Origin of the sequence: Gardnerella sp. DNF00038 (genome assembly GCF_049262855.1) — a bacterium.
Lineage (GTDB): Bacteria > Actinomycetota > Actinomycetes > Actinomycetales > Bifidobacteriaceae > Bifidobacterium > Bifidobacterium vaginale.
Genome location: NZ_CP058407.1, coordinates 782192 through 795870, shown reverse-complemented (window position 1 = coordinate 795870; position 13679 = coordinate 782192). Strand labels below are relative to the sequence as shown.

The 13679-nt window shown below is 41.9% G+C and carries 10 protein-coding genes; all 10 read right to left on the bottom strand.

Annotated features, from left to right (window positions below; all coding sequences use genetic code 11):
* Nucleotides 1–41: 41 nt before the first annotated feature.
* The 10 genes from whiA to carA all read right to left on the bottom strand — a co-directional run bounded on the left by whiA (nt 42) and on the right by carA (nt 13615).
* The gene (gene whiA / locus HXT19_RS03040; RefSeq protein ID WP_004111755.1) at nt 42–980 is read right to left on the bottom strand and encodes a DNA-binding protein WhiA; all 939 of its coding nucleotides are present in this window, start codon (nt 978–980) and stop codon (nt 42–44) included.
* Between the two features lie 175 nt (nt 981–1155).
* Nucleotides 1156–2055, bottom strand: coding sequence for an RNase adapter RapZ (rapZ, locus tag HXT19_RS03035; RefSeq protein WP_009994741.1), 900 nt, complete (start codon nt 2053–2055; stop codon nt 1156–1158).
* Entirely contained in the window at nt 2052–3176 is a 1125-nt protein-coding gene (locus HXT19_RS03030) for a shikimate dehydrogenase (protein WP_004117195.1), read from the bottom strand. Before HXT19_RS03030 ends, rapZ begins: the two co-directional genes overlap by 4 nt.
* Nucleotides 3177–3222: 46 nt before the next feature.
* On the bottom strand, nt 3223–5673 hold the full coding sequence (locus HXT19_RS03025; RefSeq protein WP_009994738.1) for a primosome assembly protein PriA: 2451 nt from the start codon (nt 5671–5673) through the stop codon (nt 3223–3225).
* Nucleotides 5674–5698: 25 nt separating this feature from the next.
* Nucleotides 5699–6925 carry a methionine adenosyltransferase gene (gene metK, locus HXT19_RS03020; protein WP_004138151.1) on the bottom strand — a complete coding sequence of 409 codons (1227 nt, stop codon included), beginning with the start codon at nt 6923–6925 and terminating at the stop codon, nt 5699–5701.
* Nucleotides 6926–7038: 113 nt separating this feature from the next.
* A complete protein-coding gene (gene rpoZ, locus HXT19_RS03015; protein ID WP_004111763.1) occupies nt 7039–7323 on the bottom strand; it encodes a DNA-directed RNA polymerase subunit omega in 285 nt (94 codons plus the stop codon).
* Nucleotides 7324–7432: 109 nt separating this feature from the next.
* Nucleotides 7433–8050, bottom strand: coding sequence for a guanylate kinase (gene gmk, locus HXT19_RS03010; RefSeq protein WP_004111764.1), 618 nt, complete (start codon nt 8048–8050; stop codon nt 7433–7435).
* Nucleotides 8051–8072: 22 nt separating this feature from the next.
* On the bottom strand, nt 8073–8972 hold the full coding sequence (gene pyrF, locus HXT19_RS03005) for an orotidine-5'-phosphate decarboxylase (protein ID WP_004111765.1): 900 nt from the start codon (nt 8970–8972) through the stop codon (nt 8073–8075).
* 3 nt (nt 8973–8975) lie between these two features.
* Nucleotides 8976–12371 carry a carbamoyl-phosphate synthase large subunit gene (gene carB / locus HXT19_RS03000; protein WP_101887815.1) on the bottom strand — a complete coding sequence of 1132 codons (3396 nt, stop codon included), beginning with the start codon at nt 12369–12371 and terminating at the stop codon, nt 8976–8978.
* A gap of 29 nt (nt 12372–12400) precedes the next feature.
* Nucleotides 12401–13615 (bottom strand): glutamine-hydrolyzing carbamoyl-phosphate synthase small subunit, encoded by a 1215-nt coding sequence (carA, locus tag HXT19_RS02995; RefSeq protein WP_004115192.1) that lies wholly within the window; start codon nt 13613–13615, stop codon nt 12401–12403.
* Between the last annotated feature and the right edge of the window lie 64 nt (nt 13616–13679).

Genomic DNA, 13679 nt, shown 5'->3' with positions numbered 1-13679 from the left:
GTATGCGGCCAATACGAATAAATACTCAGTCAAAAAAGCAATTACATTCGCGACTTTTCTACCTTAGCGCAAAGCTGCAAAAGCCTACGAATACGACCAGCAACAGCATCCTTTGTAATCGGAGGATCCGCTAAATGACCAAGTTCTTCTAGACTTGCATCACTATGCTGCAGTCGCAACTTTCCTGCCATCAAAAGATTTTCTGGAATATCGTCCCCAAGAACATCGAAAGCGTGACGAACCTTTTCGCAAGCTTCTGCAGCAGCTTTAGCACTTCTGCGCATATTAGCATCATCAAAGTTTGCCAGTCGATTAGCTTTGCCTCTTGCTTCACCATCAGAACGCTTACCAGTCCATTCTCGAGCAGAACGAGGAGCTCCAATCAAAATCAGCATACGCTCAATAGCGTCAGAATCTCTCAAAGTAACACGCTCAGAGCTTTTAACTTTGCGCGCCTTTGCACCAACTCCGAGTCGTGCTGCCATTGCTTGCAACGCTGTAGCAGCCTCATGAGTTGGGCAAACAATCTCTAAATAGCTTGCCTTTCCAGGATCGGATATAGCCCCATGAGCTAAGAAAGCACCTCTCCACGCAGCTTTAACCTGCGCAATACTTCCACCAACAATTTCAGGGGCAAGACCAGCAACGATATGCATACGACGGTCCAACAAACCTGATTGCAGAGCCAAAGCTGCAGCACCTCGCTCCACAAGAACATCGTAACGAGTAACAACACCTGTAGGAGTCTGACGAGTAGTTTGAGAAATCGTTGCTTCTCTTTGGAAACATGTCACAAGCGTATCTACAAGCCATTGCGCTGCGCTTAGAGAATCAAACTGTGCACGAATCACAGCCTGATTATTAACCGGCCTTAAGCCGCCACCAAAACGCATCATTGCTGCTGCCTGAGCCATAACAACCGCTGGTAGCTCACTATTATTTGCGACGAGTTCGTTCTTTACGTCGTCAAGAAGAGCCAAGGGAAACCTCCTATTTTGTTCTTCTTAGAGTATGCGTTGGGATTCATACAAGATGCCGTTGCACGATGTGCAAAACACCTACATGCTCGGCTTTCTGTGATACCCAATGACTTGGACATTTTACCTTTTTATAGTTCTACTTTTTATATTACATAATCCTATAGGAGAAATTAAATCATGTTCTAGATCTCATCTCTCTAGCAGATACTGTAACCTGCAATCCTCTTAATTTTAGTCTTCTTGCAAGCTCTATGCTAATAGCTACAGACCTATGCTGACCCCCAGTGCATCCAACAGCAATTGTTACATAATGCTTATCTTCTTTTGCAAAACCATCAATTGCCGTAAGAAGAGCTTTTTCGTAATAGTCTAAGAATTCTATTGCCGCTGGATTTTTAAGAACATAATCGCTAACTGCTTTATCTTTTCCAGTTAAATCCCTAAGCTCTGGAATCCAAAATGGATTGGGCAAAAATCGCATATCTGCCACAAAATCGGCGTCCATAGGCATTCCGTACTTGAACCCAAAACTAAAAATGTGAACAGATACTGTAGAAGATCCTTTTCCAAGCAACCCCTCATAAAGTTTAGTGGAAAGCTGATGAATACTAAGATTTGAAGTATCGATAATAATATCTGCGCAATCTTTAAGATGACATAAAAGCTCACGCTCTTCCAAAATACCATCTATAAGTCTTCCTCCGCGCTGCAAAGGATGTGGCCTGCGCACTGACTCATATCTTTTAATGAGCACAGAATCAGATGCATCTAAAAATAGTATTCGAGTTTTTACGCCTAAATCATCTATATGACCCAAAACAACAAATAAATCATCAAAATATCCGCGTGATCTTACGTCAATAACTGCTGCAAGCTTATGAACTTTAGATCCAGAAGATGTCATCATGTCTACAAGAGGGATGAGTAACTTTGGAGGAAGATTATCAATAACATACCAGCCCATGTCTTCCAAAGCATTTGCTGCATGAGATCTGCCAGCGCCGCTCATGCCAGTAATGAGCATTACTTCAAAATCGCTTGCCACCTGCGAGAATTCACTATTTTCAGTGATCATAACGCCTCCTTCAATGCTTTTTCCATGCAACTTCTTATGTAATCGTAATCTGTAGCCTTGTCAGATTGGTGTTTGATTATGCAAGAATCATCACACGAATCATCACTTGAATGCCTATAATCAAAAGTCATGAGTTTTACTTGATCTAGTGCTTGATATAAAAGCATTTCTTCTCCACCAATACCCATGCCATATTTTCTCCAAACTTTAAGCATCTGGCTTGGTCGAGGATCATATACAACGTCTAGCAAAGCTCCTAAATGTTTTATTGACTTTTCCTTGCAATATTCACACAAAGCGAGCGCTAATCCGTCTGCTATATGAGCAGGAACAGTGCTTATAACAATATCTGCGTTTACAATTGCTTCAATTGCATCCAACGAAGAAATAGATTCTAGAATGTGAGATTTATCACATTTTTCTATATCTTGCGATATTTTTATAAACTCAGGATCAATAGTAGGGAATTCTATACCGCAAACAGGCTTGTAGCCACGTTTGTTTTTAAGATTCAAGTTAGACGGCTCTATTCTTCTGCTATTTGGAAAATCCAATTTATATTTATCTACTAAATCGTTAAATCTACTAACGCCTTTAACAGTTTTACCATCGCTTTGCAATCTTGCAACAACACTAACTTTACTCAATTTTGAACCTTGAGCAATTTCTATTAAAGCTGCCATTGCAGAAGACGCAGTGTTTCCGCTGCCAATAATAACCGCACTTTTAGCGTTTAATATTTGAGACTTTAAAGAGTGTATTAACGCCATTACAATACCATTTACATCTGTGTTACAAAGCTCAATCGTCTCAGGATTTTCTAAGCATGGCTTTTTACTAAACACAGCAGTATTTGCAACACCAAGCGTTTTAGACCAATAATCGCAAGCTACACCTAGGCTCATAATTGTTTTTTTAAGTGGCATTGTAAGGCTTAAGCCTTTCCAAGAATCGTCAAGATTTGCAATAAAATCTTTTAAGTCTTCCTCGCTAACTTTTTCTTTACCATAATGCCAATTATTTAAGCCCAATGCCTTATATGCAGCATTGTGTAGAACTGGAGATAGAGAGTGCGATATAGGATTGCCCAAAACCGCGCAATTGTAGCATTTTTCAACCATTTTAACCTCTTTATTTATAAGTCTTTATTAATAAGTTTATGCGATTTTACAAATCCTTAGGATCCACACTAAATTTTAATTCACCATTTTTTCGCATTGCAAAATGCTTTGCACATTCTTTTTTCAAACGATTAACTAATTCATCTCTATACTCTAATGGCACTCTTACAACTGCTTTAACTCTGTCGTTTAACTCTTCAAAGCGTTGAGAATTTTGCTCGTGCAATGTTGAAGGAGGCTTCATTGGAACAATTCCAAGTAAAGGTGGAAGATATTCGGATTCACTCGAATCGCCTGAAACCACAGATTCACTATCTTTAGTTTCGACTTTTAACATTGGAAGATTACTAGAACTATCTAAATCACCATTTTTGCTTACAACTTTTGTAATATCTTCGCTTACATCTACACTCATTGCGCCAATCGCATTAAGCGTATCTACTACAGCCTGCCTAAAACCCCATATTCTTGCGACACATACAGTTGGCGGAAGAAGTGCTTCACTTCTTTCTTGCAACTCTTGTTTAGAAAGAATTGATGAATCCCATTCTTCCAAAGATTTAGCGAGAATATCGTAAGTTTCACCCAAAATAAGAACGCTTCCACCTCTGTTTTTTGACGCACACATTGAAGCTGCTTTCATCCAAGCATTCAAAGTGTCTATTCGAGAATCTAAACCAGTGTTGTAAAGACTCGTCCACGCGTCTAAAATCGCAACAAGACCATATTCTCCGCAAGAATTTTTAGATGAGCTTAAAACTCGAGGTTCTGCTCCTAAAGTACAAATGACAATCATCGGCTTCTGGTCAATCCACTCTATAACACCACTTTTCTGCTTCGCGGAAGATATAATAATTGGAACATCATTGAAAATCTTAAATATTTCTTTGGCAGTAAAATTGACGCCAACACGAATAGCCTCGATAAAGTTAGATCCACTAGAACAATTCGAGCACTTCCAGCCAATCGCAGCACTTCCACACCATGCGCATTTAGGAGCAGAACCATCTATAGGTAAGTCAAGAGGACCTGTACAGCGTTTACAACGAGCCATACTATGGCATTTTTTGCATGCAGCACGCTGAACAGTATCGTCTTGTGCTGTAACAAGTAAAACAGGCAGATTTGCGTCTAAAGTTTGTCTAATCGACGCTAGTGCAGTATACGGTATTCTAGATCCTGCACTCGGGTCATTTATCTTATTAAGGTTATCCAAATTAAGTAGACGAACCCATGGGCAAGCATTACTAACAATAGTATTAAATGGTTTAATTTCAATTAAAGGTCCACTTACTTTTGCAGCAAGATTTTTTCCTTTTAATTCGTTTTGACTTATTACGCTTCTAGCAAAAGACATTGTTATGAAAACGCCATTATGATTTTGTGTGCGCAATCGCATAACTCCTCTAGCTTGAGCGTAAGGCATCATACCATCTGCGTACTGATATGCGCCATCTTCTACAATCACAAAAAGCGCTTGCGACTCAACTGGTGCATACATTGCAGATCTTGTTCCTAAAACACATGGAACAATTCCTTTTTCTATAGCTCTCCACGCTCTATACCTGTCTGCTGGAGAATCATATGCGCAAAGACGAGCAACATCTCCACTTAAAGTTCCACTTGGATTCTGCGATTTTTTATAAGGTTTAAGACCATAAACCATAAGGGCACGCATAACATCGTTTACTTCGCGAATTGTAGGAAGAACAACAGCAACTTGACGACCAGCTCTTATTGCAGTTACAATAATCCACGCTAAATCCTGAGCCCATCTCATTGCTCCTGGTAAGGCATCTATAAGAAAAGCTTTGCAATTATTCTTATAATTATTCGAAAGCGAACTATTTTCATGATGCAAATAATACGGTTTATGAACATCTTCTAAGGATTGTTTAAGAAGATTCGCATTATTGTATGTTGCAATCATACGAGCATATGTTGTTTTTCTAAGATTCTCACTTCCATCGTATTGAGATATCGCGCAAGTATCATTAGACCTAAAATTTTTTTGTAATTCATTAATCCATTTTACTCTTTTAGATAAATGAATATCGTCCAGCAAATTTTCTTTATCTACACCAGCAATTCTTCTAGGTAAAGCAAGTCTAATAATATTAGCTCTTGTTCCACCATAAGCATCAGCTATTGAAGAAATATCTTCCATAAAAGATTTAGAAACTACTTCCCCTATTGGAATAATTTTTTCAATAAACTTTAATGAAGATATTGGTGTTGTGCTTGATTCACTCCTACTCCAAATAATTCCATTTACGCGTCTAGTACCAAATTTTACGCGGACCATACACCCTGGCTTAGCGTAATCATCCTGATCTTTGCTAACAATGTAATCAAAAGTTTTACCGAGATGAGATGCTTGAACATCCAGCACAATATGAGCAATAGGGCAATTATCAGCTTGACTCTGGGTTGAATCACTCTTCTTACGCCTACGTGGTTTGCGCGCTAAACCATCAAGTGAAGGCTGCTCAAGCATTAGCACATCCTTTTAAATCCTCAAATCAATTTTTTAAAGATTTTACCTCATTCTTAATCTGATCAACACGATTAAGTCTTTCCCAAGGAAAATCAACATCTGTTCTTCCAAAATGTCCATAAGCAGAAGTTTTCGAGTAGATTGGTCGAAGCAAATCAAGCTCGTCGATAATTGCTGCTGGGCGTAAATCAAAGACTTTTCGAACAATCTTAGAAATATCTGAACGAGTAATTCCATTAGCTTCGGTTCCAAAAGTTTCTACATTCACGCTAACAGGCTCTGCAATTCCAATCGCATATGCAACTTGTACCTCTATTTTATGGGCTAAACCTGCGGCAACAAGATTCTTAGCAACCCAACGCGCAGCATAGGCTGCAGAACGATCCACTTTACTAGGGTCTTTGCCAGAAAAAGCTCCACCACCATGATGTGCAGCCCCTCCATAAGTGTCTACAATAATTTTTCTGCCTGTTAAACCAGAATCTGCTGCAGGACCACCCAAAACAAAAGATCCAGTTGGATTTACAAGCATTCTGTAATCATTATGATTTACGTTTTTCCCTAACACTTTGTTAAGAACAGGCTCTACAACGTTTTGGACAAGTTGATTTCTAAGCCAATCATGACTCACATCTGGGTCATGCTGTGTTGAAATAAGAACAGTATCTAAACGAACAGGGTTCCCAAATTCATCATATTCGATTGTAACCTGTGTTTTACCGTCTGGTCTAAGTTTAGATACAATTCCAGATTTTCGCACGTAGGATAGGCGCTGGGCAAGCTGATGAGCTAGATATATTGGAAGTGGCATATAAGCGTCTGTCTCATCGCTAGCATATCCAAACATAACGCCTTGATCGCCTGCGCCTTGGCTTTTATAACGATCTTCTTTAGACGCAATACTTTCGGATTCTAAATCTAATCTAGAAACACCTTGATTTATCTCCGCGCTTTGCTCAGTTAAAGATACCATTACTCCACATGAATCAGCATCCAAGCCAACAGTTGAACTGTTGTATCCCACTTCGCGTACAACTTTTCTAACAATGCCTGGTATGTCGGTGTATACTTCTCCCCTAACTTCCCCGAAGACTACAAATTGTCCTACGCATGCACAAACTTCAACAGCAACATGCGCATGAGAATCTTGACGAAGCATATCATCTAGAATCGCATCTGCAATCTGATCACAAAGCTTATCAGGATGACCTTCTGTAACAGATTCTGCAGAAATAAGTTTAGCTTCCGACATAACTCCCCTTTAATTAAAAAATTAAAACTTATGCGCTAAAACCAATAACAGCCGCATATCCAATACCAACAAGCATAGGATAATACGGCTGCAATTAAAAATGTAAAGAAAACTTAATTTCCCTCATTCATATCATCTTCACCAAGATTCTCCACCAGCAAACCTTTATTAATTTCTCGGAATGCTATAGAAAGAGGCTTCTCCTGGTTTCTATAATCAACAAGAGGACCGACGTTCTGCAACAATCCTTCGTTAAGCTGAGTGAAATAAGAATTAATCTGCCGTGCTCGTTTTGCGGCAAACAAGGCAAGCGCATACTTGGAATCCGCATGCTGCATCAAATCATCAATAGGCGGATTTGCAAGTCCCGTAGGTGTTGGCTTAGTGCCCAATGCCATAATGTTCTCCATATTCTATGGTGCCACAATAGTTTCCAAGTAGACTATTGTAAGCTATTGCAAGGATATTTAGGAATTACTCATTTAGATTAATCTAAATTAATTTAAATTAATCTAAATCGTATTCTTTAGCTATTATCTTCCAAAGTTCATCTGCAGCGCGCTGAGCATCGTCATTAACAATCACAAAATCAAACTCGCTAGACGCAGCCATTTCTACTTTAGCGGTTTGCAAACGCTTAGCCTGCTGCTCAGGAGTTTCAGTGCCTCTACCAATAAGTCGACGCTTAAGCTCCTCAAAGCTAGGAGGGGCAATAAATACGTATACGACTTCTAAACCTAATCTAGAAGCTTCCTGCTTAACTCTCCTAGCTCCCTGAAGATCAATCTCTAGAAGCGTTGGAACGTTTTGAGCAAGATGATCTAAAACAGGCTGAATTAAAGTGCCATAATGTGCCATTCCATGAACAAGAGCAGTCTCCAGAAACTCTCCGTTCCTCTTCCTGCGCTCAAACTCTTCTTCATCAATGAACCAATAATGAATTCCATTAAACTCATCATAACGAGGTTTTCTGGTAGTCGCAGAAACAGAAAGCCAAATATTAGGATGTTTTTCGCGCAATACTCCCTCAACAGTGCCCTTACCAGCTGCAGTAGGACCAGTAAGAACAATCAAACGCCTTTTAGTAGCGACTGGCATACTCTGTGTATCGTTTAAACTAACCATATTTGACTCTCTTAAATAATTTTCATGAATCCATTAAAGCTTGACGAATATCCCAAGCTATTCGTTCAGTTGCAGTAGATAATGCACCAATATCTGGACCATGAGAAGCAATAGACCTAGAAACTGTTACTAAAACATTTCCATGCGTACCAGCAAAAACCGTTTTCAAATCGTTAGCTTCCGCTCCCTGCCAACCGTAACCTGGAGAAAGAATAGGACCAGTAAAACTCGTTAAATCGATTCCACCGCCATTCATCCAATCTCCAATAGTGGCTCCAACAATTAAGCCAACGGAACCCATGCCCTTTGTATTATTGTTAAAAATTTGCGCAGTTTGAGCAATACCATGAGCAACAGTTGTGCCGCGGTAGGAACCAGTCTGACGAATAGCAGTTTGCAAGCTAGCGCCTTCGCGATTAGACGTTAGAGAAGCAATGAACACGCCCCTGCCATTATTAAGAGCCTCATTAATCAACCCACCCATTGACCTAGCTCCGTAATACGGAAGAAGTGTAATAGCATCAGTAAGAAGAGGCGCATCTGGCTTAAAGTATGCGTCGGCAAGCGCAGAGATTGTTGTAGACAAACCACCATGACCACAATCAACAATAGTAATTACATCCATTTGTCTTGCAGCATACAGCACTCGTTCGAGCGCCGCGAACCCCTTAGACCCGTAACGCTCGAACATGCTCGACTGGAATTTTACGGCAGCAGCTCTGCCGTTCATGGCCTGAAGCATACGCATGGAGAACAATTCTGCTCCTTGAGCATCCATCTTGTATCCCCAATTAAGCAGCATCTTGCGGTGCGGATCTATGCCAACGCATAATGGCCCATATTTTGCCATAGCGTTTTTTAGACGCAATCCAAAATCGGATCTTTGCGCCTGCAATTCCTGCTCTCGTATGCTTTCGGTCATGTATTAAGCCCGACTTTCTTCGTTTTCTGCCTTTTCGATTGCAAACAGTTGCTTGGCATGCTCCTGAATGCTCATCACCTGGTAATCGTTGTTCTTAACAGCTTCTATAGCCATAAGAACTGGTGCAAACTCCGTAATTGTAGTGAATTGCGGAAGGTCTGCTGCAACAGCAGCTGCACGAATAGCATAACCATCCGTACGTGACCCTCTGGAATTCGGCGTGTTCAACACCATATCAATCTTACCATTCTCAATCAGCTCAACCACGTTTTTGCCGATTCTTTCATGCGAAGGCTCAGCATTTCGCACATCCTTCGCCGTGTCGCCAAGGCTAGAAAGCTTATCAACAATAACGGAATCAATGCCGTAGCGTCTAAGAACAGATGCTGTACCTTCGGTAGCCCAAATAGTAAATCCAAGCTCTACTAGGCGCACTGCAAGTAGCGGCAATTGCCTTTTATCTGCATCACTTACAGACACAAACACGTTGCCGCTTGTAGGCAAACCGCCCTTGTACGCTGCAAGCTGGCTCTTAGCAAAAGCATGTGGGAAGTCGCGGTCAAAGCCCATAACTTCTCCAGTAGAGCGCATCTCTGGTCCGAGCAAAATATCGACTGTGCGACCAACAGGCGTGCGGAAACGTTTGAAAGGCAAGACGGAAGCTTTAATAGCAACTTGCTGGCCTGGGTGAATATCTCCACCATCTCCCTTAGGAAGAAGAAGACCGCGCTTTCGCTGCTGTGCGATTGTTTCTCCAGACATAATTCGAGCAGCAGCTTTAGCAAGAGCAACGCCTGTAGCTTTAGAAGCAAACGGAACAGTACGAGATGCTCGAGGATTTGCCTCAATTACGTACAAAGTGTTTGCCATAAAAGCGTATTGCACATTAATAAGACCACGAACTGAGCATCCGCGAGCAATCGAAAGCGTGCCCTCGCGAAGTCTACGAATTTGATCGTCGGAAAGCGTGCTTGGAGGAAGAGTACAAGCAGCATCACCAGAGTGTACGCCAGCTTCCTCAACATGCTCCATAATTCCGCCAATATAAAGCTCGTTGCCGTCGTAAAGTGCGTCAACATCAATCTCAATAGCGTCCTGAAGGAATTTATCAATCAAAAGCGGCGAAGGCAAACGACCAGAAACAACAGTGTCTGCTTGAGCTTCCTGTAAAGCACGATCCACATATTTTGCAAGCTGAGAATCATCGTACACGATTTCCATTCCTCGACCGCCAAGCACATAACTTGGTCGCACAAGAACAGGGTAACCAATTGCGTGAGCAGCATCCTTAGCCTCTTCAAGGCTTAATGCAGTTCCGTAGCGCGGAGCATTCATGCCTTCTTGACGAAGAACCTCACCGAAAAGCTCACGATTTTCTGCCAAATCAATAGCCTCAGGCGTAGTGCCCAAAATTGGAACTCCTGCAGCTTTAAGACGTGCAGCAAGCGAAAGTGGCGTCTGACCACCGAGTTGCACAATCACACCTTTAACTGGACCAAGCTTCTTTTCTGCTTGATAAATTTCGAGCACGTCTTCAAAAGTAAGCGGCTCAAAGTAAAGGCGATCCGACATATCGTAGTCTGTAGAAACTGTTTCAGGATTGCAATTGACCATAATTGTGTCGTAATCCTTACCCAATTCCTGAACAGCATGAACGCAAGTGTAGTCAAACTCAATACCCTGACCTATTCTGTTTGGACCAGAGCCAAGAATGATTACAGCTTCACGATCGCGTGGCTTAAGCTCGCTTTCGTCAGCGTAGCAAGAATAGTAGTAAGGTGTTACAGCGTCGAACTCGGCAGCACACGTGTCAACCGTTTTGTAAACAGGATGCAATCCATACGCCCAGCGAAGCTCTCGAACCATGTTTTCGCCTTCGTCGCCAAGATTACGCAAATGCGCAATTTGAACATCCGAAAGACCAGCAAGCTTAGCATTCTTTAACACTTTTGGCGTCAAATTTTCTGCTTCACGAACATCTAAAGCTGTTTTGTTAATTAACGAAAGCTGCTCAACAAACCATGGGTCTATCTTTGTTGCGTCAAAAATCTGCTCAGGCGTAGCCCCACCCCATAGCGCGCGCTGAATTTGCAAGTAGCGGTGCTCGGTTGGAGTATGAATTTCTTCAAGAAGCTTAGCAACTTCTTCTTTACTTGGGCGCTCGCCGTCCCAGTTAAAGCATGCGTGGCGCTTGTCTATTGAGCGCATTGCTTTGCCAAGAGATTCCTGGAAATTCCCAGCCAAAGCCATTGCTTCGCCGACTGACTTCATAGAAGTTGTAAGCGTAGTGTCTGCTCCAGGGAACTTTTCAAAAGCAAAACGCGGAATCTTAGTTACAACATAGTCAATCGTTGGCTCAAAGCTTGCAGGAGTTGAACGCGTAATATCGTTTTGAATTTCGTCCAAAGTGTATCCGAGGGCAAGTTTTGTAGCGATTTTTGCAATCGGGAAACCAGTTGCTTTAGATGCTAGCGCAGAAGAACGCGAAACTCGCGGATTCATTTCGATTACGATAATGCGACCAGTTCGAGGATTGATTGCGAACTGAATATTGCATCCGCCAGTGTCAACGCCAACACCTCGAATAATCGCGATGCCAATATCGCGCATCTTTTGATACTCGCGATCTGTTAGCGTAAAGCATGGAGCAACTGTAATCGAGTCGCCTGTGTGAACGCCTACAGGATCAACATTTTCGATTGGGCACACAACAACAACATTGTCTTTGGAATCTCGCATAAGCTCAAGCTCAAATTCCTTCCAACCTTCAATGCCTTCTTCAATAAGCACTTCGTTTGTTGGAGAATAGTGAATGCCTGCTCCTGCAATGCGGTGTAATTCTTCCTGATTGTGAGCAATTCCAGAGCCTAAACCTCCCATTGTGAAGCTTGGACGCACAACAACTGGGTACCCTAGTGTTTCAACAATTTTGTCTACTTCTTCAATTGAGTGAGCAATAAAGGATTTTGCACTTTCTGCCCCAGCTTTTTCAACAACTTTTTTGAAAAGCTCACGGTCTTCTCCGCGGTCGATTGCCTCAAGAGATGCACCAATAAGCTCTACATTATACTTTTCTAAGATTCCTGCACGACCCAAGTCCATTGCGGCATTAAGAGCAGTTTGACCACCTAATGTTGGAAGAAGCGCATCTGGCTTCTCTTTAGCAATAATGCGCTCCAAAATTGCCGTGTCTATTGGCTCAATATATGTTGCGTCTGCAAGCTCTGGGTCCGTCATAATAGTAGCAGGATTAGAGTTTACAAGAATTACGCGGATTCCTTCTTCGTGAAGGACTCGGCAAGCTTGCGTTCCAGAGTAGTCGAATTCTGCAGCCTGACCAATTACGATTGGACCAGAACCAATAACCATTACGGATTTAATATCAGCACGTTTTGGCATTATAAATTCCTTTTATCCCTTTATACCTACTATTTTTCGCTTTTATTCTTGTGATTTTGCATAAGTTCTACAAAGCGGTTAAACAAGTACGATGCATCATGAGGTCCTGCGGCTGCTTCTGGATGATATTGCACAGAAAAAGCTGGAATATCAAGGCATTGTAAGCCTTCTACAACATTGTCGTTAAGATCTACATGAGATACTATTACGCGACCAAAATGGCCATTTTCGTAAGGCGATTGGATAGTCTCACCAATAGGAGCGTCTACAGCAAATCCGTGATTATGAGCCGTAACTTCCACTTTTCCAGTAGTCACGTCTTTTACAGGCTGATTTATGCCACGATGACCAAACTTAAGCTTGTACGTTCCAAACCCAAGCGCGCGACCTAAAAGCTGGTTTCCAAAGCATATTCCAAAGAATGGGTATCCTGCGTCTAACACGTTACGCAATAATTCCACTTCTCGATTTGCTTGAGCAGGATCACCTGGTCCATTCGAGAAGAACACGCCATCTGCATTAAGCGCTTGAAGTGACTCAAAGCTTATTGAGGAGCTTACAACGTGTACACGGCATCCACGCTGTGCCAAACGATGCGGAGTCATGGCTTTTATACCAAAGTCCACGGCTACAACAGTGTAAAGAGGCTCCTTGCCTTCGTAATCTCCACAAGGCTCAATCGTATAAGCTTCTTGCGTGCTAACTTCGTCAGTTAGTCGCAAGCCTTGCATTTGAGGAGTTTGTTTAATCTCATTCACAAAAGACGCAACTGTGCGAATTGCTCCAGTAGATTTGTCTATAAGAGCATCATTAGAAAAAATGCCGGCACGCATAACGCCAACTGAGCGTAAATGTCGTACCAGCATTCTTGTATCAATACCACTGATTCCTACTATCCCTTGTTTTTCTAAATCATCTTCCAAGGAACCAGTGGATCTCCAATTGCTAACAATAGGGCTTGGAGCTTTTACCACGTATCCTGCAACCCATATTTTTGAAGATTCTGGGTCTTCATTGTTAATTCCCGTATTTCCTATGTGTGGGAACGTTTGAACAACTATTTGTTGATCATAACTTGGATCAGTAAGCGTTTCTTGGTAACCAGTCATTCCTGTAGAGAACACGATTTCAGCGCGCGTAGAACCTTTTGCGCCAAATGGTTTACCAACGTAAACTTGTCCGTCTTCCAATACTAATACTGCATCATCAGTGCCGAATCCGGCGAAGGTGTCGTTATAGCCCACCTTAACCCCCTTATGGCTTTAGGTTATTCGTGGCAAGTCTACTCAGATTGGCGGACGGCGACGC